This window comes from Pseudomonas sp. H2_A10 (assembly GCF_054680085.1).
Genome location: NZ_CP162821.1, coordinates 1,881,122 through 1,907,680, shown reverse-complemented (window position 1 = coordinate 1,907,680; position 26,559 = coordinate 1,881,122). Strand labels below are relative to the sequence as shown.

Sequence of the window (26,559 nt, the reverse complement as noted above, 5' to 3'; positions counted from 1 at the left end):
TTGTACGCAAGCTATTGAGGCCTTGCAAGTGGCCGTCTATCGCGCCTTGACACTGCGGGGTCAGGGTCCTAGCATGCCGCGCAACCCTTCTGGAGCGACTGTCGCTGATGCAACCCCAAGCTTTCTACCGCGCGGTCGCGGACGATTTTAGCGCCGTCGACGGCATCATCAAGCAGCAGCTGACGTCTAAAGTGCCGCTGGTCTCCAAAATTGGCGACTACATTACGTCGGCGGGCGGTAAACGCCTGCGTCCTTTATTAGTGTTGCTGTGTGGCAAGGCCCTGGGCCGTGAAGGCGATGACCTGCGCCTGCTCGCCGCCACCATCGAATTCCTGCACACCGCCACCCTGCTGCATGACGACGTGGTCGACATGTCCGGCATGCGCCGTGGCCGCGAGACCGCCAACGCGATGTGGGGCAACGCCCCGAGCGTGCTGGTGGGCGATTTCCTGTATTCGCGCTCGTTCGAAATGATGGTCGAGCTGGGCTCGATGCCGGTGATGAAGATTCTCTCCCAGGCCACGCGCATCATCGCCGAAGGCGAAGTCTTGCAACTGTCGAAGGTGCGTGACGCCAGCACCACCGAAGAAACCTATATGGAAGTCATTCGCGGCAAGACCGCCATGCTCTTCGAAGCCTCCACCCACAGCGCCGCCGCGCTGTGTGGCGCCACCGTCGAACAGGCCGAAGCCCTGCGCACCTTTGGTGATCACCTGGGCGTGGCGTTCCAACTGGTGGACGACCTGCTCGACTACCGTGGCGACGCCGAAACCCTGGGCAAGAACGTCGGTGACGACCTGGCAGAAGGCAAGCCGACCCTGCCGCTGATCTACACCATGCGCGAAGGCACGCCGGAACAGGCCGCCCTGGTGCGCAAGGCGATCCAGAAAGGCGGCATCGAAGACCTGGAAAGCATCCGCGCTGCCGTGGAAGCCTCGGGCTCGCTGGACTACACCGCGCAACTGGCGCGTGACTACGTGGCCCGCGCAATCAAATGCCTGCAAGCCCTGCCGGCCAGCGAATACCGGGATGCCCTGGTTGAGCTGAGTGAATTTGCGGTGGCGCGTACGCACTAAAATAGTTGCATGTAGGAGGGGGCTTGCTCCCTCCCACATTTAGTGTGTATTGCCAATTCCAGACCGCCCCGCGCACAAAACCCTATATAATGTGCGACTTTTAGCCATCCCTGACTCCCGAGGAGCTTTAGTGAGCACGTTGCCACCCTGCCCGAAATGCAATTCCGAATTCACCTACGAAGACGGCGCCCAACTGATCTGCCCGGAATGCGCCCATGAGTGGTCCGCCAACGGCGAGGCCGAAGTGGCCGGCGATGAAACCGTGAAGAAAGACTCTGTGGGCAACGTCCTGCAGGACGGCGACACCATTACCGTGATCAAAGACCTCAAGGTCAAGGGCACGTCTCTGGTCGTGAAAGTCGGCACCAAGGTCAAGAACATCCGCTTGTGTGACGGTGACCACGATATCGATTGCAAGATCGACGGTATCGGCCCGATGAAGCTCAAGTCCGAATTCGTGCGCAAAGTCTGAATACGTTGCTTCCATCCCGCGCCCGCCGCGGGATGGCGTTTTGCCCTCTCCGTTGACCCTTCTCAATATCCACACAGAAAAAAACCGGAAACCGCCAATAGGCTCTTGCTATTCCACGAATAAGAATTATTCTCATTGAAACCCATCAAGGAGATGCGCCCCATGACTTATTTGATCGATGCCTGGCTGGACCGTCCACACCCTTACCTGCGCATCCTGCATCGGGAAACCGGTGAAGTCTGTGCGGTGCTGGAAGAAGAAGCGCTGAATGAGCTACAGGACCAGGGCGACCTGGACGTCAATGGCCTGAGTTCGAGTGAACCGAGTGTGTTGAAAGAGGTGGTGCGTAATCTGTTTCTGTTCTGCTATGCCCGTGCGTTGCGCCCGGCGACAGAGCTGAATGGCAAATTCCATCCATGAAAAAACCAGCCAACAACGGTGGGAACGAGCGGGCTCGCTCCCACCGCTTCAGCAGGTCTTACAGAACGTCGAGCAGCTCGACGTCGAACACCAGAACACTGTGCGGCGGGATGCTGCCAACGCCTTGAGCGCCGTAGGCCAGTTCGCTCGGCACGTACAGGCGCCATTTGCTGCCGGCATTCATCAGTTGCAGGGCTTCGGTCCAGCCGGCGATCACGCCGCCTACCGGGAATTCTGCAGGCTGGCCGCGCTCGTAGGAGCTGTCGAACACAGTGCCGTCGATCAGGGTGCCGTGGTAGTGGGTACGCACTTGGTCTTCACGGGTCGGCTTGGCGCCGTCACCGGCAGTCAACACCTCAAATTGCAGGCCGGAAGCCAGGGTGGTGATGCCATCACGCTTGGCGTTTTCAGCCAGGAACGCCAGACCGGCGCCAGCCGCCGCTTCAGCCTTGGCAGCTGCTTCGGCTTGCATGACTTCGCGGATAACCTTGAAGCTGGCCGCCATTTGCTCTTGGTCAACACGGCTTGGCTTGCCTGCGAACGCGTCGGTCAGGCCGGCCAGGATCGCGTCCAGGCTCACACCCGGTGGCGGGTTGTCGCGCAGTTGGTCGCCCAATTGACGGCCAATACCGTAGCTGACGCGGGTTTCGTCGGTGGACAGATTAACTTCGGACATGAAGAGGCTCCGCTGTAGGACGACACGATTTCCCGCGCCATCCAAAACTAAAAGGGCCCGCAGACTAGCACACAAGCCCCCTTCCCGATGAGCCCCGCGTCTGGCGGCTATGTATCTACTACCGAGCCCCGGGTACCGGGCGACAAGCTGAGCCCCTCAATATCAAGGAGCTTCAGACATGACCCCCACCCCACTTGACCGCCCACCGACGTTCCAGGAGATACGCAACGACCTGGGACAGATCAGTGATTACCTGTTGCAGGGCGCCCCGATCAAGGCTCAGGCCAAACCTGAGGAACTCGTTGAGTTGGAGCGCCTGAACCAGGCCCTCAAAACCCATAACCAGACCCTGCTGCACAGTGCCCGCGCCCTGTATCAACCCGTTGAAAACAGCGACCTGCAGACGGCGCAGGGTAAGGCACTGATCACCCGGCTGAAGGCTGAGCTGAACCCAGCACTCAAGGAGCTGGACGAGCGCACCCAGATCGAGAACAAGAGTCGCAAGACCTACCTCACCTTCGAGGCCGGCATTTTGGCCCTGGAACACGAGGCCAAGCTGCTCGCCAAGGATCGTCTGCTTCATCCGGACTGGAGCACAACGATCCAGAACATATCCCTGGGCCCCGACGCGCGCCCCGGCCTGTATGCACTGACCTTCACCTACCAGGACACACGTGTCGAAGTCGCCGGCGCCTTTGTGCTGACTGAAAAACCCACACCCGTGGTTACAAACCTGAGCGGCGACGCCAACGTTGGCCCCCTCCTGCTGTTCCTGCCTTCCCGCGGCCTGGAAGCCTTCGATTCGTTGGCGCAACTCGATACCTGGCTACAACACGCCGTTCACAGCGCCAGCCTGCGCCCAGCATTCGCCGACTGCCTGGCGCAGCAGTACCAAGCGCTCAGCGTGGCAGGAATCTGGCCCCTGGCCTTGGAAAAAATCGACGACGCGCCCCTTTTTGAACACCTCTACAACGCCCGCATCAGCAAGCGCACGCAGGACATCGAACGGGCACTGAGCCTTATCGACAACCCCGAGCACAGCGCAAGGCAGCTCTATCAATACCTGGACAAAGCCGTCGGCGCCGCCCTGCCCACCTACGACCAGCGTCTTGAGATGCGCGCCCAAGCCTTGTTGGAACGCAGCCTGCGCTACAGCGCACCGGACTGGTACCGCAGCGCCGATACAGCCAGGCGCACCTCGCTCGCCGAGCATGTTCAGCACTACAACCAGGCCCGCCAGGCACTGGCCGAGTTTTTTGGCCCCGCCGCCTCACCGCAGGCGCTGGCACACTATCAACTGATCGAACAGTTGGATGTCGATCTCGACATCCAGGACTTGGACCCCGATCAACTGATAGTTACCACGCAACGCCACGTGCCGCAGGTCGGTGCCTACGAGCATAAAAAGTCCCTGACCGACCTGGCCCTTCGCGGCCTGCATACCGGCGACGAAAATCCCGGCTCGGCCTTTCTCGAAAAAACCACGCTCAGTTACGCTGGCGCCCCACTGCCCGAGCGTTACCAAGACCTGACGCCGCGCTATCTGGCGCAACTGCTCAAAACCGTGCAGCCCCGCATGGCGTTCACCCAGCTCCAGCGTGAAATTCATGGCAGGCCCGGGCTCAAGGAGGCCATCCAGCACATGCTGGATCAACGCATCAATTGCCTGGCCTACGCCGCCCTGCTGCAACAGCACATCAGCGAGCCGGACTACCAACTGATCCAGAACCTGCGCCTGGGCAACGATCCGAGCCTGAGTGCATCGACCCTCTCGCTGCATGGGGCCCAACTCCAGGACCTGTGGGTACTGCGCCAGGTCGACAGCAACGGCAAGCCCATTCGCCTGTTGCTGTGTACGCCCTCCGCGCCCAGGCCAGAACAATTCATGGCGTTCGACAGTGAGATCGCCTGTCAGACCCACGTGCTGAGCTGGAGCCGAAACAGCGGCTCCGCTGCCGGCAAAACCATGAGCGATTACCTGCTGGAACGCGTTGCCCTACGGTTTCGCGAGGCCATGGCAAAAACCTTGATGGGCCTGAGCTTCAAGCCCCACGAACAGGAATACAAAGAAGTCACATTCGACACCCCCTGCAGCCATGCCGATTGCCTTGCCAGCATGGCCGCACATTTCATCGCCACCCAGTTGGACGACCACGACTCCAGCACTGCGCCGTGGTACCGATCGACGACCGCGGCCAACCGCAGCAAGTTGCTGACACTGGCCGACGACGCCGAAGGCGCGCTGCGCACCTACAACGCCGACCCGCAATCGGACAACGCCTTTGCCGGCTTCAAGGCCTATGTGCATCAACAGGCGAAAACCGCCCTTAACCGATTGCTTGGGCGTCGACAAGACGATGTCGACCCGGACAAGGTGTGGGCCTATTACCCCAAGCACTTTGTGACCTCGACACCGGCGCCGGTCAACTACACCACGCTGTACCGAGATGGGTATGACGACAGCATCGGTTTTCTGAACGAGGCATTCGCTGAATCCGCATCCTTCAAAGGCCCGGAAGGTATCGACCTGAGCCCACTGACTGCGCAGAAGGTCGCGGCGTCGGTGCGCGGTACCTGGATCGGCGAACGCTATATCAACCAAGTGCGTGCCAAGCTGCAAAACGCCAACAGCCCCGGCTACGACAAACGCCGCGAGGCGACCCTGGCAATCACGCAACTGCAAATGCGCAATGCCGCCCTGGAATGCCAGCTCAATGGCCATATCAGCAGCATGGATCTGGCTTGGCTTGAAGCCGCCATTCAAAGCATGGGCGATAAATCCGCAGCCGTTCGCCAGCAGTACAAGATCCATCGCCTGGTGATAGACGGTGACTGGATCATCGACACTTTGCTGTTCAGCCACGCGGATAACCCGGTACTGCTCTACACCCCAAAAGCCCCCGATCACATCGTGTTTCGCGAAGCACGCCTGTTCAACCACACACTGAAAACGATCAGTGGGATGGTGGGCTACCTGACCAAGCGCGCGCCCATCCAGTCCCAGGCTCGCGTCGGGCAATTTCTTAAAAACGCCCGCGAGCAGCTGCCCGAGCACATCAATAGAACCACCCCCAGCGCGCCGCGCTACGACAGCCTCGAACGCGTCGCCCCGCTCATGGACTTGCGCCACGAGCTGTACAACATGAAGCTGCAACGCCGCATTGATGATGTGTTCGCCACCACCCATAACCGCACACAGATGATCATGGGGATTGTGTGGACCTGCGTTGAATGGGTCGTGGCGGTCGCGACCGCGCCCTTTCCAGTCCTGAGCCTGGGCACGGGCCTGCTGCTGGCCTTCAAGGACGCCATGTTGGCACTGGAGGCTTACGTTCAAGGCGATAACGATGCCGCCCTGCAACACCTGATCGGTTACTTGCTCAACGCAGGCGGCGCCTTGTTCACCGACCTGCGCCCCGCCCTCGGCTCGATCAAGGCGTTCAGCAAGCGCATACGCCCAAGCTTGCAAGGTACGCCTGCCAGCCAGGCCATCGCGCAGACGCGTTCTCTGCAAACCCCACTCCCATCACGCGAACACATGCAGCCGGTGCTGTTCCGTGGCGATTGGTACTGGGCGCCCGCCACGCCCGATCCGTTGGGGCGCTTCCTGTTGTTTCGCCTTGACCCCGCCAGCGGCCAGTTGCGTTCAACCGCACGACTGGTGGAAAAAACCACAGACGGTTGGCGACGTTCAGGCGTCGTGGGGGGCGCGCCCAAATATGAAAAACTGCCCGACACATACAACGCACTCAAGCCTTATGAAATCGATGCGCACCATTGGCGGGATGTCGAGCGCCTGCTCAAGCCGGACTTCAGGCGCTCACTGATCAGCGATGACCCGGTGCTTCCACGCCTGTATTTCGTCGACAAACATCGTGAACACATGGCACCCATTCATCAGGCGTACCTCAAGCAGGTCGACACGTTGAGCCGAGACGCCGAAGCGTTTTTCTCCGCCTCCAGGCCCAGCGTTGCGCGCCCTTCATTGCCGCCACTGGCCAGCGACGCCGCGCACCCGCAGATCCTTGATGCGCTGTTCAAACACAGCGACGGGTTGGTGCTCGGCGAGGTGAGCGAGTCGATCGCCAGCAAGCAGTTCCTGATCGATAACATGGGCGTGCTGGCCCGTCAGGGCGTCAAGCGCCTGTACATCGAACACCTGCCTAACGACGTGTTCCGCGAGAAGCTGCATAAACTCAACACCAAGGGTTCATCCCGGCATATCGAAAAACACCTGGGCAGCGTGGACCGTACCTTCAACCTCGCCGGCGGGTCTGCGCCGTCCTACCTGAACCTGATGAAAACGGCCCGCAAGCACGGCATTGAACTCAAGGCCCTCGACGCCGCGACCTCTTATGACTTGACCCACGCCTTCCATATCATCGAAAACGCCAAGGCCCCGCCACGCGCCAACGCCCTGCGCAATTTCTATTCACATAAAGCGATCAGCGCCGATCTGGCCGACCAGCCGGGAACACGCTGGGTGGCGCTGGTGGAACACAGCCGTGTACGCACCTCGGAGCAAATCCCCGGGCTGGCCGATTTGAACAACGCCATTGGCCTGCGTATCGACGACGTCGCCACGGACTCGGCGGTGGGCATCTGGAGCGACCCGGTGGATTTCAGGCTGAGGCTGAAAACCACTTACCAACCAGCCGCCCGCCCCCCTTCGCCGACGCTGCCGCCGCCCCTTGTGCCGACCGTGGCTGCGTTACCCGAGCCGGCCCACTTCAACACATTCGATGTTGCCCCAGCCCTCAGGGAACAACTGCGCAAACTGCAGATGATGCGCAGAGGCCTGGACTCAAACTACACGCTGGCGCTTCCTGAAGCGCAAGCGGCTTACACCGCCTTTATCGAAACCCGGCGGCGCCTTCTCACCACCGCCGATGAGTTCTTCAGTGATTACACGGCGCCTGCCAGGCCCTCGCTACCCGACCCAACGTTGCTGCGCACGGAAAAAGACTTTATCGAGCAGGCGTACGCTTATTCCTCGGGCTTGGTGATCGGCGAAGCCCATGCTTCGGAATCGGCCAAGAAATTCTTCATAGAGCACATGGCCGACCTGAAAAAACAGGGCGTTCAAACCCTCTACTTCGAGCACTTGCAAACCGATTTGCACCAGCTCGAGCTCAGCGCCTTCAACCAGACAGCAACACTGGCCGACAGCCTCAAAGCATTTGTGCAAAGCCAAGACCTGGGGCAGATGCGTTTTTACGATGGCAAGACCGTCAACTACACCGGCCCGTACACCTACACCAACGTGTTGCAGGCGGCCAACAAGTACGGGATTCGCGTGCAGGCCATTGACTGCGCGGCGAGCTATAACCTCAAAGGGCTCAAACGCACCTCGGCGCCACTCGGCGACCCGGATGCCCTACGCAACGTGATGTTCAGCTACTTCGCATCGCGCGTGATAGCGGCCGACCAGGCCGCGCGCGGTGCGCACAAGTGGGTGGCGTTCGTGGGCTCCGCGCATACCGATACTTACCTCGGCATCCCGGGCCTGGCGCCGATACACGGCGTATTGAGTTTGCACATACGCGACAGCGCCACCCACCTCGCAAAAGGTATTGAGCCGGGTAGTTGGCAGGTATTCAGCGAAACCAAATGGCGTGCCTTGCGCAGTGACTTCGTACTGAATATGGGCTTTGAGCGTATAAAAGCCCCTGAGCCGTTCGTGCCGTTGGACCGCTCGCGGTTGAGGGACACCGGCCATTTCCTGATTGAGCGCCCCACGCCTGAGCAAACCAACCTTCTGCACAAATCCAACAGCGGTCAGGTGGTCTCCACGCCCATCCAGATGGATGACACCGGGCACTTTTTCATTGACCGCTGGGAGGCGCTCAAAGATCAGCGCTTCCTGTCGCAGGACAGCCTGATTCATGCACTGAGGTTCGTCATACAACTGACACCCGCACCGTAACCGCCCCTCATTGATTGCCTCCACCCGGAGGCAATCTTACCCATTCGTCGGGGGCCACCCCTGCGCGGCTAAAAAATTACTACAGCTCAAGATTTTGCGGCCGATACGGGCGTACACCTTTGTGTGCTGGCATCAAGAACAAAAACTTCCAGCTCCAGAAAACAAATCGACTGCGTGCCTGGAGGCATAGTAATGAACAGCTGGTTCGGTAACATCAGCGTCAACCTCAAACTGGGCCTGGGTTTTGGCCTGGTGCTCGTCCTCACCTCGATCCTGGCCCTTACCGGCTGGACCAGCCTGGGCGGCCTGATCGACCGCAGCAACTGGATGAGCGACATCACCCAGCTCAATGCGTCGCTGACCAAACTGCGTATCGTGCGCTTGCAATACATGCTGGCCAACGGCGACGAAGCCGTGGCCCAAAACGTACAGACCAGCCTCGACGCCTTTGCCGCCCAGCAACAGAAACTGCTCGACAGTTTCAAGAGCCCGGAAAACGTCAAGCTGCTCAACGAACAGAAAGCGATCATCACCGCCTACCAGCAGTCCCTGAACAAAATGCGCGAGGCTTACCGTAACGGCAACGCCTCTCGCCAGGTGATGGGCGACAAGGCCGACATCGCCAACGCCCAGATCAACGCACTGGATGCCACGGTGCAGCAGATGCCAGACAGCCCGGAACGCTTCGCTCAGTTCCAGGCCGTGACCAATGCCAAATTCGAATTCCTGTCGGCCCGCTACGAAGTGCGTGGCTATACCGCTAACGTCAACCCCGACACCGAAGCCCGCGCTGCCGCGCAGATCGAAAAAACCATCACTGGCCTGAAAGACCTCGGCAGCGCCTTCGGCGCCAGCCAGCAAAGCGCACTGAGCGCGTTGGAAACCGCCCTGGGCGCGTACCGCACCGCCGTGCAGAACTACAAGGCGGCCAACGCCAACATCGTCGCCGCCCGTGCCGAAATGACTACTCAAGGCGCAGACATCGTCACCATCAGCGACAAGCTCTACGAGATCCAGCTCAACCGCCGCGACGCCGAAAGCGCCCAGGCCCGCAGCCTGCAATTGACCAGCACCTTGCTGGCCCTGCTGGTTGGCATCATCGCTGCCCTGGTTATCACCCGCCAAATCACCCGCCCATTGCAAGACACCCTGGCCGTGGTCGAGCGGATTGCCTCGGGCGATCTGAGCCACAACATCCAAGTCACCCGCCGCGATGAACTGGGTGTGTTGCAACAAGGCATCCAGCGCATGGGCAGCACCTTGCGTGAACTGATCAGCGGGATTCGCGACGGCGTGACGCAAATCGCCAGCGCCGCCGAAGAGTTATCGGCCGTGACCGAGCAAACCAGCGCCGGCGTCAACAGCCAGAAGATCGAGACCGATCAAGTCGCCACCGCGATGCATGAAATGACCGCCACGGTGCAGGAAGTAGCGCGCAACGCCGAACAGGCTTCGCTGGCGGCGGCGGATGCCGACGGCCAAGCGCGTGCAGGCGACAAGGTGGTGGCCGAAGCGATCGCCCAGATCGAGCGCCTGGCCGCCGAAGTGGCGCGCTCCACAGACGCCATGAGCCATCTGCAACAAGAGAGCAATAAGATCGGCAGCGTGATGGATGTGATCAAGGCCGTGGCCGAACAGACCAACCTGCTGGCGCTCAATGCGGCGATCGAAGCGGCGCGTGCCGGTGAAGCCGGCCGTGGGTTTGCGGTAGTGGCCGACGAAGTGCGGGGCCTGGCGCAGCGCACGCAGAAGTCCACCGAAGAAATCGAAGGCCTGGTCGCCGGCTTGCAGAACGGCACCCAGCAAGTGGCCAACGTGATGAACAACAGCCGCAGCCTCACCGACAGTAGCGTTGAGCTGACGCGCAAGGCCGGTGTATCGCTGGAGAACATCACCCGTACCGTCTCGAACATCCAGTCAATGAACCAGCAGATCGCCGCCGCGGCCGAACAGCAAAGTGCCGTGGCCGAAGAGATCAGCCGCAGCATCGTGAATGTGCGCGATGTGTCGGAGCAGACGGCCACGGCGAGTGATGAGACCGCCAAGTCGAGTGTGGAACTGGCACGCTTGGGTAGCCAGTTGCAGCAGATGGTCAGCCACTTCCGCGTTTAAACCCGGCCAATCACCGTGGCGAGGGAGCTTGTTCCCTCGCCACCGCCGTTAACTGACCGGCATTACCTGCCGCTCAGCCCTCGCCTTCCTCGACAAACACCACCCGATTGCCAAATGGGTCCTTGATGCTCATCTCCCGCGAGCCCCAGGGCGTTTGCTCAACCCCAGGCTTGGCGTAACGGTAGCTCTTGCCCTGCAATTGCTGCTGGTACACATCCACGCCTTGCGCCTGAATCCGCACCGCCGCACCCGGTGAGGCATCGCCATGGTGCTCGGACAGATGCAGCACGCACTCCCCCAACGACACCTGCAGATACAACGGGAAGTTCGCCTCGAAACGATGCTGCCAATCAACCTTGAACCCGAGGAAGTCCACGTAGAACTCCAGCGCCTTGGCTTCGTCGAATATGCGCAAAATCGGAACGACTTTCCCGCACTGCACAGGCTGCTCCATGACGTCAGTACTCCCTATTGATGGACCGCCACACTAACCGAGAAACAGGCGTGTGTGAACGTCAGGCCAGGCGCGCCTACCGCTGGCGAATGCGGCGGATCCTGCTGCTGCCCACCAAGTCGTTATCCAGATGGACCTCATCAAAATCAAAGGCCCCTTCGGAGAACCCTTTGAGCCCTCCATTCGCACGCGCGTGTGCGATCTCACCCGGATCCATGTGCTCGCGAAGCTCATAAAATTGCGGGTTGAGGTCGATATTTTCATTCAAGGAAACGGCCGGAATGCCCTGGCTGTCGATTTCATAGAGGTTGTAGTTGCCACCGAATTCGCTGTCCCCGAATTGCATGGCGCCCTCCATGGAACGCGACGTGACCAGCACATTGCCGTCGCGCATTTTTTCCGCTCCGGCAAAATAGTTGGAGTTCATGAAACCGTAATGCTCGGGGTCGCCACGGCGCTCTACACGCTCGGCCTTCTCTACGCGATAAACCTTGGGCAAGTCGGTGCGTTCGATCATGCCCCGACTGTTGAAATACCCACCGGCCGGCAACTGGACATTGGCCTGGAACGGGTTTTCCCGTATGACATCGCTGTCATCGTAGGGCCTGTAGTCCGCCGATGATGTGGCGTCGGATGCCACAGAATCCGGCGAGTCAGGCGAGGCCGGCGACTGCGCCTGCGGCTCGTGCAGTTTCAGCCTTTTTCCGGAGCCTGCCTGCTCTTCATCAACACGAGGGCCGGAAGCGGCGCGCCTGCGGCCAGGCTCAAGGTAAACCTCCATGGTCGGATCCCAGGCCGGGTTCAACTCGGGCTCGGGCAGCGCCAGCGCATGCGGCCGGGTCGGGCTCATCAATACGCCGACCTGCCCGTTGACCCGCCTGTAATTGAAGAACGGCTTGGCACCCCCGCTATTCACGCCGGCGGAAGCCGTACGTTCAGCAGGCGCCCGGGCGGCACCCAACGAAGCGCCGGCTTTGCCCGCCGCATGAAAGAACGCAAGCGTGGCAACATCCATGACCGCCCCCTGCAACCCTGCCTGCCGCTCGGCCTGGGTATCACCCTCTACGGCTTTGTCGACTTCCATTCCCACCTGGGCGCCGAGTGCCGCGCCGCCGATGGCGAGGCCGATAGGCCCCAGTAACGCCAAGGGAATGGAAAGCAGCGCATTCCCCGCCTGTAGCATACCCAGCGCGTTGTCCTTGTAGACCTCTGCGTTGGATTTCATTTCAGTGTCGGTGTCGCTGGCAATCCGCTCTCGCGTTTGCCGGGCCATCACCGAAAACACGTCCTCGGCAATCGGGTAGTTGCGGCTGTTGATGTGGTTACCGTTCGCCGCCATGGTCCCGGCGCCTATTTTCTGTAGCGCGCTGTCGACGCCGTTGACACTCAGAGCCCCGAAAATACCTTGCTGGCGATCCTTGAGGGAGAAGTGCTGGGCCAGCGCCATGGCCTTGGCCGGGTCCTTGCCTTGCTCCGCCACCCAGCGGTTCAACGCCACGCGGTCATTGAATTTGAGGAGCGCAGGCGTCGCGCCGGGTACATACAACACCTCGGAGCCGTCCCTGGAGACAAACCGCAGAATATCGCTGGCGACGTACCCATTGATGTCAAAACCCAACACTTTGCTATCCGGATCAGGGGCCGCCAGCGCCAGACACTGTGCCGGGGTCGCCGGCCCCTCCAGTGGCACATTCGCAGCCGCCGCCCTCATCACGCTTTGATAATCCTGCGGGCTCAGGCCTTCAGCAGGGTTTGCCTGGTGAAGCGCCAAGGCCGCCTTGGCCTCCTTGACGAATTGCCCCTTGGCCATGGCTCGCCATTGCGGCATGTGCCCTGACCAAAACGCATCGAGCTTGGCCAGCACCTTCTTTTGCAGGTCGCCCTCGCGCACGATGTTCAACAGTTCGCTGGGCTTGAGGCGCAATTCGTTGTCGGCGTCATAACGGCCCTTTTCCGGGCCATCCAGATAGAGGCCATAGGCGGCATCCAGATCACGCCAGCTTTCCGTCAGTTGCGGCACATCGTCATGGATTTTCGAATAGATATAACCAGGCCCGGTTCTATCAAAGATCGTTCGCCCCAGGCGACTGAAGAAATCCGACACGCTTTCGCTGTGGAAGATGGAGAACGGACTGACATTGGACGACAGAAAATGCGTCACCGCCTGGGCTTCGCCGATTGCGCCATAACGCTCCGCCGAAAAGAAATCACTGGCGACAGCGTCGGTCAGCGTCATGGTTTTTTCGGGGCGGCCGTTGTGCTGCCAACCCGTAGACGTGCCGCCGGACGCTACGGTATGAGTGCTGGAAAACTGATGCAGGTAGGTTTTGTCCGGATCAATTCGCTGGCCGGTGGCAGCGAAGACTTTGTCCTGGATCCAGGCCTTGATCGTGTCGCGAGGAAAAGGAAATGCCCCCATGCCTTCAGCGAGGGGCGTTGGAGCCGACTTGGTGGGCGCAGCGGCGCGACGGGGAAGGTGGCTCGCATAATCTTTGTTGAAGCAACGCATTTCAGCCAGGGGTGCTCGCATACAGGTTCTCCATGAAAGGGCCTGCATCATAAGCAGTGCCCTTTCAGGGGCAACGGGCCTTTTGTAAGCGCTCATTAGCCCGATATCCAGCTCTGCACGTGCGTTTCAACCGCGCCGACAACGGCCGTGAAACCTACTGGAAACCCGCGTTCAAATTGCCGGAACGCGCCAGGAAAACCCCGCCCCGCTGCCCGTTTGCCTGACCTTCGTGGTAGCTCAGAACGCCGTTGACCCACACCTCATCAATGCCCTGCGCCGCACGCTGCGGCGTTTTGAAATCCGCTACATCGCGCACCCGCAAGGGATCAAACAACACCAGATCCGCCCGGTGCCCTACACGAATTTCGCCGCGCTCCGACAACCCGAAACGCGCGGCCGACAAGCCGGTCATTTTGTGCACCGCCGTGTGCAACGGGAACAACCCCACATCCCGGCTGAAATGCCCCAACACGCGTGGAAACGCGCCCCACAATCGCGGGTGCGGAAACGGATCTTCCGGCAAGCCATCAGAGCCCACCATCGACAATGGATGCGCCAGGATGCGTCGTACATCCGCCTCGTCCATGCCGTAATACACCGCGCCCGCCGGTTGCAGGCGACGCGCGGCGTTCATCAGCGAAACGCCCCACTCTGCCGCGATAGCCTGCAGATCACGCCCGCCCATGTCAGGGTGCGGCGTGGACCAGGTGATGGTGATGCGAAACGCATCGGTCACTTGCTTGAGGTCCAGGGTCGAAGAGCTGGCCGCATAGGGATAACAATCGCAGCCCACCGGATGGCTTTTCGCGGCATGTTCCAACGCCGCCAACAGCTGCGGGCTACGCCCCCAGTTCCCCGCGCCGGCACATTTGAGGTGGGAAATAATCACCGGCGCCCTGGCATGCCGGCCAATCAAGAACGCCTCGTCCATGGCCTCCAGCACCGGTTCGAATTCGCTGCGCAAATGGGTGGTGTACACCGCGCCGCTGGCGGTCAGCTCTTCACTGAGTTGCAGTACCTCATCGGTCTTGGCATTAAACGCGCTGGCGTAGGCAAGCCCTGTGGATAAACCCAGCGCGCCAGCTTCAAGGCTCTGTCGCAACTGCACGCGCATGGCGGTAATTTCCTCCGCCGTGGCGGTACGGTGCAGGTCGTCCATATGGTTGCTGCGCAGCGCCGTGTGGCCGACCAGCGCCGCAACGTTGACGGCTGGGTGGGCGCGTTGCACCGCGGCGCGGTAGTCGGCGAAACGCGGATAGGTGAACGCCTTACGCGTGCCCAGCAGGTTCATCGGGTCTGGCGGATCACGGCGCAAACTGACCGGCGAGGCACTGATGCCGCAGTTGCCGACGATCACCGTGGTCACTCCCTGGCTGAGCTTGGGCAACATCTGCGGCTGGCGGATCACCACGGTGTCGTCGTGGGTATGCACGTCGATAAAACCTGGCGCCAATACGCGGTCACGGGCGTCGATATCATGCGCGGCCACGGCGGTGGACAAGTCACCGATCGCCTCGATACGCCCCTCGCGCAGCCCCACATCGGCGACGTAGCCAGGCGTGTTGCTGCCATCAATGACCATCGCCTGGCGAATCAGCGTGTCGTACTTCATATCAGTCTCCAAGCGGCAGGCTATCGGGGCCGCCACGGTAATCGTCCAGGGCCAGCTTGATTCGGCGCAGGCGTTCCTGGTTGGCGTCGGGCAGGGCCAGCGCCAGCTCGGTGGCGAGCAGGTCAATGGCCAGCAGCATGCCGTAGCGCGCCGCCGTGGGTTTGTAGATAAAGCTGGTTTCGGCCGGTTGCAGCGCCAGCACAACGTCTGCCAAGCGTGCCAGGGGCGAGTCGGCCAGGGTGATGGCGAGGATGCGCACATCGTAGTTGCGCGCCAGCTCCGTCACCGCCAGTAACTCGGGGGTGAGGCCGGTGAGGGAACACACGATCAGCGCGTGCTCCGCGCCCAAGGTGGCGGCGGTGACGCGCATCATCACCGGGTCATGACAGGCTGCAATCGGATAGCCCAGGCGCACCAGGCGCACTTGCAATTCATCGCTGCACAGGCTCGATGGGCCGCCCATGCCGAACGCATGGATCATCCGCGCCTTGCCCAACAGGCTCACCGCATCGGCAAAGCTCGCCTGACTGAACCCAGACAGGTGCTGACGCAACGTCGCCTCGATATCGCCGAGAATCTGCCGATGGAACGCCGACTGCTCGGGCAACCCCGCCGGGTCCAGGAAGCGGCTGCCGACGCCGCTGACCTGGGCCAGTTGCAGGCGCAGATCGCGTAAATCCCGACATCCCACACTGCGGGCAAAGCGCGACAACGTCGCCGTGCTCACCTCGGCCCGCTGGGACAGTTCTTCCAGGCTGGCGGACGCGGCAAAGCCCACGTCCTCCAGCATCAGTTGGGCAATACGCCCTTCGCCAGCGCTGAACGAGGCTTGGCGGGCGCGGATCTGGTAGAGGATGTCCATCGAGGCTCCGGGTTACAGAAGGCAGGACAGGCCGTAGGTCAGAGCGAAGGCAACCACCGAAATCAGCGTCTCCAATACGGTCCAGGTCTTGAAGGTTTGGATCACCGTCATATTGAAGTATTCCTTGATCAGCCAGAAGCCGCCGTCATTGACGTGGGAAAAAATCACCGAGCCTGCGCCCGTGGCCAACACCAGCAATTCCGGGTGTGGATAACCCAGGCCCAGGGCGACCGGCGCGACCACGCCGGACGCCGTCGTCATCGCCACGGTGGCCGAGCCGGTGGCGATGCGCATCAAGGCCGCGAACAGCCAGCCCATCACCAGCGGCGACAGCTGGAAGGCATGGGCCAGGCCAAGAATTTCGTGGGTCACGCCGGCATCCACCAGAATGCGGTTCAACCCGCCGCCCGCGCCCACCAGCAAGGTAATGCTGGCGGTCGGTGCCAGGCATTCATTGGTGAATTTGAGGATCGATTCGCGGTTCAAGCCCTGGGCCAGGCCCAGGGTCCAGAAACTCACCAGGGTCGCCAGCAACAGCGCGATCACCGAGTTGCCGATAAAGGCCAGGAACTGGTTAAAGCCCGTGCCCGGCGCTGAGATCACGTTGGCCCAACCGCCGATCATCATCAGCACCACCGGCAACAGGATAGTGCCCATGGTCAGGGCAAAACTCGGTAGACGGGTGCGCGGTTCACGCTCGATAAACTGGCGCTCCAGCGGGTTTTCCGCCGGCAGTTGAATGCGCGGCACGATGAACTTGGCATACACCGGGCCGGCGATGATCGCCGTAGGGATGCCGATCAAAATCGCATACAACACGGTCTGCCCCACCGACGCGTTATACGCCAGCACCGCCATCATCGCGGCCGGGTGCGGCGGCACCAGTGCATGCACCACCGACAGGCCGGCGACCATCGGCAAGCCGACCATCAGGATCGACACACCTACGCGCCGCGCCACGGTAAAGGCGATCGGCACCAGCAACACAAAACCCACTTCGAAAAACAGCGGCAGCCCCACCAGGAACGCGATGCAGACCATCGCCCAATGGGCATTGCGCTCACCGAAACGGTTGATCAAGGTGCGTGCCACCTGCTCGGCGCCACCGGACTCGGCCATCATCTTGCCGAGCATGGTGCCCAGCGCCACCACCAGGGCAATGTGCCCCAGGGTCTTGCCCACGCCCGCTTCATAGGAGCCCATGATGGTGTCCGCCGGCATCCCGGCCATCAGCGCCAGGCCGATGGACACCAGGGTGATGACGATAAATGGGTTGAGCCGGTAGCGTGCGATCAGCACGATCAAAGCAATGATGGCGATGGCAGCATATGCCAGTAGCCCGAAGCCCGGTGATGCAGCCATGCGGTACTCCTCGTAAAAGGGTCACGTCGAATAGGTTGTGAAACTCATAAATCATTACCGAGGAGGGTTTTCAATTTTTATGAAAGTAAGTTTCGCCCACGGATAAGTGCTGTCGCGTCGGGATATGCGCGACACCCGCGGATGAAAATTCGCGGGGCGTTCTTACATGAAGATCACACGGCTGGAAACTCAACGGACGCGCTTGAGTCATAAAACTCACATCCCTTGATGCCCAGGAAAAACGCAGATGATTCGTACGCCATTCGCCGCCAGTATCTTGCTGCTCGCCCTGTGCGGTACTACTGCCACCGCCGCCGAGAACCCGGCCCTGAAAAAATGCATGGACGGCGCCAACACCACCGCCGACATGGTCACGTGCAATATCAAGGAAACCAAAGTGCAGGACACGCGCCTGAACACCGCCTACACAACCGCACTCGCGGCGCAGGAAGGCAACCGCCGGCAGCAACTGCAAGACGTGCAGCGCCTGTGGATAAAGTACCGCGATGCCAATTGCCAATTTATCGGCTCGGCCACCGCCGGCAGCAACTGCAAGACGTGCAGCGCCTGTGGATAAAGTACCGCGATGCCAATTGCCAATTTATCGGCTCGGCCACCGGCGGCACCATCGATCAGGTCAATGGCACCGGCTGCGTGCTGGACATGACCCAGGCACGCGCCCAGGAACTGGAAGACCTGGTCGGGCCGTGATCACTTATTCAGGATGAACGCGAGCGCGCTTGAGCAGCTTCTTGCAGCGCTCCGACAAGTGCAGCACGCGTAAATGCTTGCCGGCCTTGGTGTACCGCTCGCGCAGGGTCATCAGCGCGGCAATTGCCGAGTAGTCGACAAAGCTCAGGTGGCGGCAATCCAGTGTGACCTGCGCCGGGTCGTTGGCCGGATCGAACTGGTTCAAAAACCCGGTGGTAGAGGCAAAGAACAACGTGCCGTGCAGGCGATAGAGCTTGCTGCCATCAGCCTCCAGATGTTCATCGGCGTACAGCTCACGGGCCTGTTGCCAGGCAAAGTTCAACGCTGCGATGACGATCCCGCACAGCACGGCGGTTGCCAGGTCGGTGAATACCGTGATCACCGTTACCGCAATAATCACCAGCACGTCATTGGCCGGTACTTTGTTGATCACCCGCAGCGACGCCCAGGCGAACGTCTGCTGGGATACCACGAACATCACCCCCACCAGCGCCGCCAGCGGGATGCGCTCGATCAGCGGCGACAGAAACAGAATGAACAGCAGGATCATCACCCCGGCAAACACCCCGGAGAAACGCCCGCGCCCGCCGGAACTAAGGTTGATCACGGTTTGCCCGATCATCGCGCAACCGCCCATGCCGCCGAACAGGCCCGACACCATATTCGCCGCGCCCAGGGCCACGCTTTCGCGGTCCGGGTAGCCACGGGTCTCGGTGATTTCGTCGGTGAGGTTGAGGGTCAGCAGGGTTTCCAGCAGGCCGACCATGGCCATCAGGAACGCATAAGGCGCAATGATGCCCAGGGTTTCCAGGGTCCAGGGCACCTGCGGCAGCGCGAAGCCCGGCAGGCCGCCGGCGATGTGCGCCATGTCGCCGAGGGTGCGGGTCGGCAACCCCAGCAGATACACCGCCAGGCCTACGCCGAGGATCGCCACCAGCGCCGGTGGCACCGCGCGGGTGATGCGTGGCAGCACGTAGACGATGGCCATGGTCGCCACGACCAGCCCGCTCATCACATACAACGGCGTCCCGCTGAGCCAGTGCTCGCCGCTCTTGAAATGCTCCAACTGCGCCAGCGCGATGATGATCGCCAAGCCGTTGACGAAACCCAGCATCACCGGATGCGGCACCATGCGCACCAGTTTGCCCAGGCGCAACAGGCCGAACGTGAGCATGATCAACCCGCCCAGCAGCACCGTGGCGAGCAGGTAGCCCACGCCGTGCTGCACCACCAGCGCGACGATCACCACCGCCATCGACCCCGCCGCGCCCGAGACCATGCCCGGGCGCCCACCGAACAACGCGGTGAGGGTGCAGATGATAAAGGCGCCATACAGCCCCATCAGCGGGTTGAGGTGAGCGACCAACGCAAAGGCGATGCACTCGGGCAGCAGCGCGAAAGACGTGGTGAGGCCGGCCAGGGCATCGGCGCGCAGACGGGTGAGGTTCATGAGGTACCAGGGAATTGCGGGGGATTAGGCGGGGAATGGTACGAAATTGCAGCGGGTGGGGCCAGTAATGTGTAACAACAGATGAACCCGGTAGCCGCCCATTCAGCAGGCATACCGCGCCAACTTGGCCTGGATAAAGTCCAGGAAGCACTGGATCCGCAACGCCAACTGCGAGTTGCGATAGAACACCGCATGGATCGGCTGGCGATAGCCACTGTTGAACGCCTCCAGCACCGGCACCAGGCGCCCGGCGTCGATGTCGGCGCTGGTCATGAAGTTCGACAGGCAACAAATGCCCTGCCCTTCCAGCGCCAACTGACGCAGGGTTTCACCGCTGGACGCAGCAATACCCGGTTCGATCAGCCAGCGGTCGCCCTCCCCATGGCGCAACGGCCAGTGGTTGAGGGTTTCGGTGTGGGTGAAGCCAAGCAACGTGTGTTCCGCCAGTTCGGCAACGGCCTGCGGTGCGCCGTACTGCTTGAGGTAACCGGGGCTGGCGAGGATGTGCAACGGGGTGCAGCCAAGTGAGCGTGCGTGCAGGGTGGAATCCGCCAGGGCACCGATGCGAATGGCGATGTCGGTGCTTTGCTCAAGCAGGTCGATGATCAGGTCATCGCTGTTCAGCTCCAGCTGGATATCCGGGTAGAGGCTGCGAAACTCGGCGATGTACGGCACGATCCCATGCAGCATGAATGGCACGGCAGCGTTGATGCGCAAGCGCCCGGCGGGGTTCTGGCGGCGCGATGACATGCGCTCTTGCAGCTCATCCATCTGCGCCAGGATCAGCTTGGCCTGCTCGAAAAAGTACTTGCCCTCCTCGGTCAGGTCCATGCGCCGTGTGGTGCGGTTGATCAGCGTGGTGTCGAGCTTGGCTTCCAGACGCGACAACGTGCGGCTGACCGCCGAGGGCGTCTGCCCGACCTGCTCCGCCGCAGCGGAAATCGAGCCGCACTCGATCACGCTGACGAAGGTCTGTAGCTCATCGGATCGGGCTTTCATGGGCGGTCCTCGGTGTAGGTTGCGCGCAGCTTACACCGAGAGGCTGAACACCTGCGCCAGATGCTGCTCGTAGCGCGCCACGTCGGCCTCGATCGCCGGGCGTTTCATCACGTCCACGCAGAGGAAGGTCGGCAGGCGGCGCATGCCGAGGAACTCATTGGCCTTGTGGAACGGGAAGTACACCGCATCCACGCCCTTGACCTCGAAGAAATCGCTCGGGTCGTCGAAGGCTTGCTGCGGTGCATTCCAGGTCAGCGAGAGCATGTACTGCTTGCCCTGAATAAGACCGCCACTGCCGTACTTCTGCGAGGCATCGGAACGCGTACGACCGTCGCTGGCATACAGGCTGCCGTGGCCTTCGGTAAAGACTTCGTCGATGTATTTCTTGACGATCCACGGTGCGCCCATCCACCAGCCGGGCATCTGGTAGATGATCACGTCGGCCCAGAGAAACTTGGCGACCTCTTCAGCCACGTCGTAGCCCTGGTCGATGTGCGTGACCTTGACGTCGACGCCGCCACGGTCCAGCACGGCCAACGCGGCATCATGCAGGGTGTTGTTGTAGCGGCCATCGGAGTGGGCGAACTTTTTGCCGCCGTTGAGCAGGAGTACTTTTTTCATGGGAGGGCATCCAGAAGGTTGAAATGTCTGGACGCAGACTATCGACCTCAGCCCCTGGGAATAAGCCGCCACGCGGCAAAATACCTTTGACCAAAAAGCACGAATACCCAGCGCATTGTTAACCGCTGATCAGCAGATGCCCGCCCAACAGTGCCATGCCGATAAAAAACAGGCGCTTGAACAGCACCGCACTGATGCGCTGGCGCAGTGCCTGGCCCAGCCACATGCCCAACAGCGCCGGCACCAGCGCCAGCAGCGAGGCGCTGATTTCACCCGTGCCCAGCATGCCGCGCCAGGCCAACCCCGCCGCCAGCGCCAGCGTCGACACGCTGAACGACAGCCCCAACGCCTGCACCAGTTGATCGCGATTCAAGCCCAGCGCTTGCAGGTACGGCACCGCAGGAATCACAAACACCCCGGTCGTTGAGGTGATCACGCCAGTGACCAGCCCACACAGCGGGGCCAGCCAGCGCTCGGTTTCAGGCTTGACCCTGAAGGCGGGCAGGAACAACCCGCTCAGCGCGTACAACAGCAGTGCACCGCCCAGCGCCCGCACCACCCAACGCCCGCCATCCATGCCCAGCCACACCGTGCCAAGCCCCGTGCCGAGGAAAATCAGCACGAGCATTGGCCACAGCCGCTTGAGCAAGCCACTCAGGTGGCCGCCGAATGCCAGTTGCCACAGGTTGGTCACCGTTGACGGAATGATCAGCAACGCCGCAGCCTGCGCCGGCAGCATAGCCAGGCCGAGCAGGCCCATTGCGACAGTCGGCAAGCCCAGGCCGATCACACCCTTGACGGTGCCGGCCAGCAGGAAGGTGCCGATCACCAGCAAAGTCAGGGCGGGGCCGAGGTTTTGGTAGAGCGCGAGGAAGGTATTCATGGGGCGATTGTGCGGGTTTGGAGCTGGGCTGGATATTCGCCATATACTGAGGCAGCCTCTTGTTTTATGTGAGGCTGAGGGCCTCATCGGGGGCAAGCCTCCCTCCCACATTTGAATGTATTCGCAAATCAACATGTGGGAAGGGACTTGCCCCCGATGAGGCCAGTAACGCCATTCGAGAACCCCAGCCATGCACTTTGACCTGATCGACCTGCGCCTATACCTGCACACCCTCGACACCGGCAATATCACCGCCGGCGCCGGCCGCAGCCATTTATCCCTGGCCGCCGCCAGCGCCCGCATTCGCGCCATGGAAGCGTCGCTGGGCATCGAGTTGCTGGCGCGCGGTCGCCGTGGCGTCACGCCAACCGCCGCGGGCAAGGCGCTGGCCCGCCACGCGCGTCTGCTGCTGCAACAGGCCGACCATTTGCAACAGGACCTGGCCGAGTACGCCAAGGGCATCAAAGGCCAGGTGCGCCTGCTGTGCAACACCACGGCGCTGACGGAATACCTGCCGGAACTGCTGGCGGACTTTCTGTGCGAACACCCCAACCTTGAGATCGACCTGCAGGAGTTGCCCAGCCTGCGTATCACCCAGGCCCTGCGCCAGGGCACGGCGGACCTGGGGATTATTTCCGACGCCGTCGACACCCATGGCTTGCAGACATTGCCCTTTCGCGATGACCCGCTGGTGCTGATCCTGCCCCTGGAGCATCCCCTGGCGAATAAAACGGTGAGTTTTATCGACAGCCTGTCACACGATTACGTCGGCCTGGCCGCCCACAGTGCACTCGCGTCGTACCTGGAGGAACAAGCGCTGCACGCCGGCTTTCGCTTGCAGACGCGCGTCCGTGCCGAGGGGTTTGAGGGGGTGATTCGCATGGTCGCCCGGGGCGCGGGCCTGGGCATCGTGCCCCAGGCGGCACTGGACCGCTGGCCGTTGCAACGCGCCTTCACGGCCCAGCCTCTGCAAGAAGGCTGGGCCTGCCGCCAGTTGTTGCTCTGCGCGCGTTCGTTCGAGCAGTTGCCGGGTTACGCCAAAGCCTTGTTCGAGGCCTTGGCCCTGCCCTTGCGGAAAAACCCGTAATACACCGCGCTCAGAATCAACAGGAACGGCACGCCAAAGACCAAGGTCATCCTGAACGCGTCGGTGAAATACGTGGTGATCATCACCGCGCCCATCAGCACCGAGGCCAGCAGCGTACTGTAGGGAAACAGGCGCAGCTCGAAGGACAACTTCGCCCCGCCATGGCGCTTGCGATAGCGGCGGAAGAACAGGTGCGTGAGAAAGATCATGAACCAGGTGAAGATCGCGCCAAACATCGAGATCGCCATCATCAGGGTGAACGAGCTTTGCGGGTACAGCACGTTGAGCAAGGTCGCCAGCGCAATGCCCGAGCTGGACAGCAGCAACGCGTTCAACGGGATGCCGCTCTTGGTCAGGGCGCCCATGGACTTGGGCGCAAAGCCGGCGCGGGACAAGCTGAACATCATGCGCGTGGTGATGTAGAGCTGGCTGTTCATCGCCGACAACGCGGCAATCAGGATCACGAAGTTCATCACCCCGGTAGCGCCGGGAATGCCGATGGTCTGCATCACCGTGACGAACGGGCTCTGGGCCTGACCGGCCTGGTTCCACGGCACGATGGCCAGCATCAGCGCCAGGGTCAGCAGGTAAAACACCACTAGGCGCACGATGGTGGCGCGAAAGGCCTTCTTCACGGCCTGCTCCGGGTCGGCGGCTTCACCGGCGGCCACGGCAATCATTTCGACGCTGAGGTAGCTGAAGATCGATACGATCACCGCGATCCACATGCCGCTCAACCCATGCGGGAAAAAACCGCCGTGAGCCGTGTAGTGATGCACGCCGTATTCCGGGTTGCCGGAACCGAACACCACGTACACCGCCAGGATGATGAAGCCGACAATCGCGCTGATCTTGATGGTGGAGAACCAGTATTCAAAATTGCCGAAGGTCTTCACGCTGATGGCGTTGAGCACAATCAGCACACTGGAAAACGCCACGATCCACACCCACTCCGGCACGTTGGCGAACCAGTACTTCATGTACATCGCCACCGCCGTGACCTCGGCGCCCACCGCCAGCACAATCGCCGCCCAGTACGCATAACGCACCAGGAACCCGGCGAGTGGGCTGATGTAGAACTCGGCGTACGCGCCAAACGACCCCGAGGTGGAATGCGCCACCGTCATCTCCGCCAGGCAGCCCATCAATAGCAAGGTGATCAATGCGCCGATGGCGTAGCTCACCAGCACGCTGGGCCCGGCATAGCCGATGGCATAGGCACTGCCCATGAACAGCCCGGTGCCGATGGCGCCACCGATGGCGATCATGCTCATCTGGCCAGAAGTGAGCTGGCGCCTCAGGCCCAGTTCGCGGTGGGTGATTTCTGCAAAGCCTTGGTCTGGCGTGGTCACGTTGGTGTGCCTCTTTATTATTGTGATTGCACTGTTTGGATATTGGCGCCGATCCCCTGTGTCTAATTCAGGTGACGCTGTGGCGCACTTTGAACTGCGGTTGGTCCCAGGTGCTTTCATCGAGGATTTCACCGAGGATTTCCACCGCGTCCCACACCTCACTGAAACGGGTGTAGAGCGGCGTAAACCCAAAGCGCATGATGCGCGGCTCGCGGTAATCGCCGATCACCCCGCGCGCGATCAGCGCCTGGATCACCGCATAACCTTCAGGATGTTCGAAGCTCACATGGCTGCCGCGCCGGGCGTGTTCACGCGGGGTGATCAGCACAAGACCATGGGCGGCGCAACGCGCTTCGACCAACGCGATAAACAGGTCCGTCAACGCCAGGGATTTACGGCGCAGGCAGGCCATGTCGGTCTGTTCAAAAATCTGCAGCCCGCACTCGACCATGGCCAGCGAAGTGATCGGCTGGGTACCGCACAGGTAGCGGGCGATGCCGGCACTCGGCGCGTAGTTGGACTCCATGGCGAACTGCCGGGTATGCCCGAACCAGCCCGACAGCGGCTGACGCACCTGGTCGACCAACGCCGGGTTGACCCATACGAACGCCTGGGAACCGGGCCCGCCGTTGAGGTATTTGTAGGTACAGCCAATGGCGTAATCCGCCCCGGCGGCGCGCAGGTCGATAGGCACCGCGCCAGCCGAATGCGCCAGGTCCCAGATGCTCAGGGCGCCGCACTCATGGCTCAGGGCAGTGAGCGCCTGCATGTCGTACATGTAGCCGGTTTTGTAGTTGACGTGGGTAAGCATCACCACCGCCACGTCGGCGTCGATCGCCTGGGGCAGTTCGTCCGGGCTGTTCACCAGACGCAGGCAATAGCCCTGTTGCAGCAGCTCGGCCAGGCCTTCGGCGATGTACAGGTCGGTGGGAAAGTTGCTCGCTTCGCTGACGATCACCTTGCGCGCGGGTTCGCGTTGGCGCTGCACGGTCAAGGCGGCGCTGAGTACTTTGAACAGGTTGATCGACGTGGTATCGGTGATCGCCACTTCGCCCGCACCCGCGCCGATCAGGGGGGCCAGGCGATTGCCCAGGCGCAGCGACAGGTCGGCCCAGCCGGCGCTGTTCCAACTGCGGATCAAGCCATTGCCCCACTCCTCGGCGATCACCTGTTGCGCCCGCGCCAGCGAGGCCACCGGGCGCGCGCCGAGGGAGTTACCGTCAAGGTAGATCACCCCCGCCGGCAGCGCGAACTGATCGCGCAGAGGCGCCAGCGGGTCCTGGGCGTCGAGGGTTTGGCAATGGCTTCGGGAGGTCATGACAGGTCCTGGTTCTTATCAGTGAAGACGAAGCAAATAATGAACGAAGATTTGCAGAATTTTCGTGCAAAGTGGTGGGCAACAAGCTAATTAAGCTGTAGGAAATTCGAATTTAACACCTAAACACGCGGATTTATTCTAACCATGATTCTCGACGCCACCGACCTGCGCCTCCTGCATTTCCTGCAACAGGATGGCCGTATCAGCAACCAGGAACTGGCGGAAAAAGTCGCGCTGTCTCCCTCCGCCTGCCTGCGCCGTTTGCGCCTTCTGGAGAGCGAGGGAGTCATCAGCGGTTACCGCGCGGTGTTGAATGCCGAGCAACTGGGCATCGAGCTGGAAGCCATCGTGCACCTGTCGTTACGCCAGGATGTCGAGGACTGGCACGAAACGTTCATCAAGAAAGTGCAAGGCTGGCCGGAGGTGGCCAGCGCCTATGTGATCACCGGCGCGAGCAACTACGTGCTGCGGGTGCAGGCGAGGAACCTCAAGCATTTTTCGGACTTTATCGTGAACCACCTGAACCGCACGGCGGGGGTGATGGATATACGGTCGGAGATCGTGTTGCAGAAGATCAAGGATCGCGATGAGGTGCTGGATCTGGTCGTACGCAAATAGCGACAGCAACAAAGATCAAATGTGGGAGGGGGCTTGCTC

At 61.3% G+C, this 26,559-nt stretch carries 19 protein-coding genes and 2 pseudogenes; 9 read left to right on the top strand and 12 right to left on the bottom strand.

The features are described 5' to 3' along the window. Positions 1-107: 107 nt before the first annotated feature. From AB4O23_RS08745 to AB4O23_RS08735, 3 genes are all read left to right on the top strand, one after another. Positions 108-1,076 carry a polyprenyl synthetase family protein gene (locus AB4O23_RS08745; protein WP_017531128.1) on the top strand — a complete coding sequence of 323 codons (969 nt, stop codon included), beginning with the start codon at positions 108-110 and terminating at the stop codon, positions 1,074-1,076. Between the two features lie 130 nt (positions 1,077-1,206). Then, a complete protein-coding gene (locus AB4O23_RS08740) occupies positions 1,207-1,548 on the top strand; it encodes a zinc ribbon domain-containing protein YjdM (protein WP_017531129.1) in 342 nt (113 codons plus the stop codon). A gap of 162 nt (positions 1,549-1,710) precedes the next feature. Beyond that, positions 1,711-1,968, top strand: a complete 258-nt coding sequence (locus AB4O23_RS08735) for a PA4570 family protein (protein WP_017531130.1) — start codon at positions 1,711-1,713, stop codon at positions 1,966-1,968. A 58-nt stretch (positions 1,969-2,026) separates the two neighbouring features. Here AB4O23_RS08735 and AB4O23_RS08730 read toward each other — a convergent pair whose 3' ends face one another. Next, entirely contained in the window at positions 2,027-2,644 is a 618-nt protein-coding gene (locus AB4O23_RS08730; RefSeq protein ID WP_017531131.1) for an FKBP-type peptidyl-prolyl cis-trans isomerase, read from the bottom strand. A 178-nt stretch (positions 2,645-2,822) separates the two neighbouring features. Between AB4O23_RS08730 and AB4O23_RS08725 the strand changes: the two genes are divergently transcribed. The 3 genes and pseudogenes from AB4O23_RS08725 (at position 2,823) to AB4O23_RS08715 (ending at position 10,682) form a co-directional block, all read left to right on the top strand. Further along, the gene (locus AB4O23_RS08725; RefSeq protein WP_460062886.1) at positions 2,823-8,570 is read left to right on the top strand and encodes a dermonecrotic toxin domain-containing protein; all 5,748 of its coding nucleotides are present in this window, start codon (positions 2,823-2,825) and stop codon (positions 8,568-8,570) included. Positions 8,571-8,762: 192 nt separating this feature from the next. Next, positions 8,763-9,779 (top strand): annotated as a pseudogene (locus AB4O23_RS08720) (methyl-accepting chemotaxis protein); the annotation flags it as partial. 39 nt (positions 9,780-9,818) lie between these two features. Further along, positions 9,819-10,682: a methyl-accepting chemotaxis protein gene (locus tag AB4O23_RS08715; RefSeq protein WP_411736595.1), complete on the top strand. Its 864-nt coding sequence runs from the start codon at positions 9,819-9,821 to the stop codon at positions 10,680-10,682. Positions 10,683-10,755: 73 nt separating this feature from the next. Here AB4O23_RS08715 and AB4O23_RS08710 read toward each other — a convergent pair whose 3' ends face one another. The 5 genes from AB4O23_RS08710 to AB4O23_RS08690 form a co-directional block, all read right to left on the bottom strand. Beyond that, positions 10,756-11,124, bottom strand: a complete 369-nt coding sequence (locus AB4O23_RS08710) for a glyoxalase superfamily protein (RefSeq protein ID WP_116079762.1) — start codon at positions 11,122-11,124, stop codon at positions 10,756-10,758. 88 nt (positions 11,125-11,212) lie between these two features. Then, positions 11,213-13,666, bottom strand: a complete 2,454-nt coding sequence (locus tag AB4O23_RS08705; protein WP_460069886.1) for a dermonecrotic toxin domain-containing protein — start codon at positions 13,664-13,666, stop codon at positions 11,213-11,215. Between the two features lie 133 nt (positions 13,667-13,799). Beyond that, the gene (locus tag AB4O23_RS08700) at positions 13,800-15,257 is read right to left on the bottom strand and encodes an N-acyl-D-amino-acid deacylase family protein (RefSeq protein ID WP_065876573.1); all 1,458 of its coding nucleotides are present in this window, start codon (positions 15,255-15,257) and stop codon (positions 13,800-13,802) included. Between the two features lies 1 nt (position 15,258). Then, positions 15,259-16,119, bottom strand: a complete 861-nt coding sequence (locus AB4O23_RS08695; protein ID WP_460085038.1) for a MurR/RpiR family transcriptional regulator — start codon at positions 16,117-16,119, stop codon at positions 15,259-15,261. 12 nt (positions 16,120-16,131) lie between these two features. After that, complete coding sequence (locus tag AB4O23_RS08690; RefSeq protein WP_017531138.1) at positions 16,132-17,481, bottom strand: GntT/GntP/DsdX family permease; 1,350 nt, start codon at positions 17,479-17,481, stop codon at positions 16,132-16,134. A 247-nt stretch (positions 17,482-17,728) separates the two neighbouring features. Between AB4O23_RS08690 and AB4O23_RS08685 the strand changes: the two are divergent. Continuing rightward, a pseudogene (locus AB4O23_RS08685) lies at positions 17,729-18,192 on the top strand (lysozyme inhibitor LprI family protein). 4 nt (positions 18,193-18,196) lie between these two features. On the opposite strand, the gene AB4O23_RS08680 reads toward AB4O23_RS08685, so the two are convergent. From AB4O23_RS08680 to AB4O23_RS08665, 4 genes are all read right to left on the bottom strand, one after another. After that, on the bottom strand, positions 18,197-19,642 hold the full coding sequence (locus tag AB4O23_RS08680) for a SulP family inorganic anion transporter (protein WP_065876575.1): 1,446 nt from the start codon (positions 19,640-19,642) through the stop codon (positions 18,197-18,199). A 102-nt stretch (positions 19,643-19,744) separates the two neighbouring features. After that, entirely contained in the window at positions 19,745-20,641 is an 897-nt protein-coding gene (locus AB4O23_RS08675) for a LysR family transcriptional regulator (protein WP_017531141.1), read from the bottom strand. Between the two features lie 30 nt (positions 20,642-20,671). Further along, the gene (locus AB4O23_RS08670; protein ID WP_460062880.1) at positions 20,672-21,262 is read right to left on the bottom strand and encodes an NAD(P)H-dependent oxidoreductase; all 591 of its coding nucleotides are present in this window, start codon (positions 21,260-21,262) and stop codon (positions 20,672-20,674) included. Between the two features lie 118 nt (positions 21,263-21,380). Further along, complete coding sequence (locus AB4O23_RS08665) at positions 21,381-22,145, bottom strand: sulfite exporter TauE/SafE family protein (protein ID WP_068933582.1); 765 nt, start codon at positions 22,143-22,145, stop codon at positions 21,381-21,383. A gap of 190 nt (positions 22,146-22,335) precedes the next feature. On the opposite strand from AB4O23_RS08665, the gene AB4O23_RS08660 reads away from it, so the two are divergent. Continuing rightward, positions 22,336-23,232 (top strand): LysR family transcriptional regulator, encoded by an 897-nt coding sequence (locus AB4O23_RS08660; protein ID WP_017531064.1) that lies wholly within the window; start codon positions 22,336-22,338, stop codon positions 23,230-23,232. Here the strand turns inward: AB4O23_RS08660 and AB4O23_RS08655 are convergent. Both AB4O23_RS08655 and kynU read right to left on the bottom strand, forming a co-directional pair. Continuing rightward, entirely contained in the window at positions 23,178-24,584 is a 1,407-nt protein-coding gene (locus AB4O23_RS08655; RefSeq protein ID WP_460150435.1) for an amino acid permease, read from the bottom strand. The two genes, AB4O23_RS08660 and AB4O23_RS08655, sit on opposite strands and share 55 nt — an antisense overlap. A 67-nt stretch (positions 24,585-24,651) precedes the next feature. Then, the gene (gene kynU / locus AB4O23_RS08650; RefSeq protein WP_017531066.1) at positions 24,652-25,902 is read right to left on the bottom strand and encodes a kynureninase; all 1,251 of its coding nucleotides are present in this window, start codon (positions 25,900-25,902) and stop codon (positions 24,652-24,654) included. Between the two features lie 144 nt (positions 25,903-26,046). On the opposite strand from kynU, the gene AB4O23_RS08645 reads away from it, so the two are divergent. Further along, positions 26,047-26,520, top strand: coding sequence for an Lrp/AsnC family transcriptional regulator (locus AB4O23_RS08645; protein ID WP_017531067.1), 474 nt, complete (start codon positions 26,047-26,049; stop codon positions 26,518-26,520). The last annotated feature ends 39 nt before the right edge of the window (positions 26,521-26,559 follow it).

Bases quoted from the DNA above. Each gene is read 5' to 3' on its own strand.
- AB4O23_RS08700 (WP_065876573.1), bottom strand. From the start codon at position 15,257: ATGAAGTACGACACGCTGATTCGCCAGGCGATGGTCATTGATGGCAGC.
- AB4O23_RS08670 (WP_460062880.1), bottom strand. From the start codon at position 21,262: ATGAAAAAAGTACTCCTGCTCAACGGCGGCAAAAAGTTCGCCCACTCC.
- AB4O23_RS08735 (WP_017531130.1), top strand. From the start codon at position 1,711: ATGACTTATTTGATCGATGCCTGGCTGGACCGTCCACACCCTTACCTG.
- AB4O23_RS08690 (WP_017531138.1), bottom strand. From the start codon at position 17,481: ATGGCTGCATCACCGGGCTTCGGGCTACTGGCATATGCTGCCATCGCC.
- AB4O23_RS08675 (WP_017531141.1), bottom strand. From the start codon at position 20,641: ATGAAAGCCCGATCCGATGAGCTACAGACCTTCGTCAGCGTGATCGAG.
- AB4O23_RS08715 (WP_411736595.1), top strand. From the start codon at position 9,819: ATGGGCAGCACCTTGCGTGAACTGATCAGCGGGATTCGCGACGGCGTG.
- AB4O23_RS08665 (WP_068933582.1), bottom strand. From the start codon at position 22,145: ATGAATACCTTCCTCGCGCTCTACCAAAACCTCGGCCCCGCCCTGACT.
- AB4O23_RS08645 (WP_017531067.1), top strand. From the start codon at position 26,047: ATGATTCTCGACGCCACCGACCTGCGCCTCCTGCATTTCCTGCAACAG.
- AB4O23_RS08730 (WP_017531131.1), bottom strand. From the start codon at position 2,644: ATGTCCGAAGTTAATCTGTCCACCGACGAAACCCGCGTCAGCTACGGT.
- kynU (WP_017531066.1), bottom strand. From the start codon at position 25,902: ATGACCTCCCGAAGCCATTGCCAAACCCTCGACGCCCAGGACCCGCTG.
- AB4O23_RS08695 (WP_460085038.1), bottom strand. From the start codon at position 16,119: ATGGACATCCTCTACCAGATCCGCGCCCGCCAAGCCTCGTTCAGCGCT.
- AB4O23_RS08705 (WP_460069886.1), bottom strand. From the start codon at position 13,666: ATGCGAGCACCCCTGGCTGAAATGCGTTGCTTCAACAAAGATTATGCG.
- AB4O23_RS08725 (WP_460062886.1), top strand. From the start codon at position 2,823: ATGACCCCCACCCCACTTGACCGCCCACCGACGTTCCAGGAGATACGC.
- AB4O23_RS08745 (WP_017531128.1), top strand. From the start codon at position 108: ATGCAACCCCAAGCTTTCTACCGCGCGGTCGCGGACGATTTTAGCGCC.
- AB4O23_RS08660 (WP_017531064.1), top strand. From the start codon at position 22,336: ATGCACTTTGACCTGATCGACCTGCGCCTATACCTGCACACCCTCGAC.
- AB4O23_RS08680 (WP_065876575.1), bottom strand. From the start codon at position 19,642: ATGAACCTCACCCGTCTGCGCGCCGATGCCCTGGCCGGCCTCACCACG.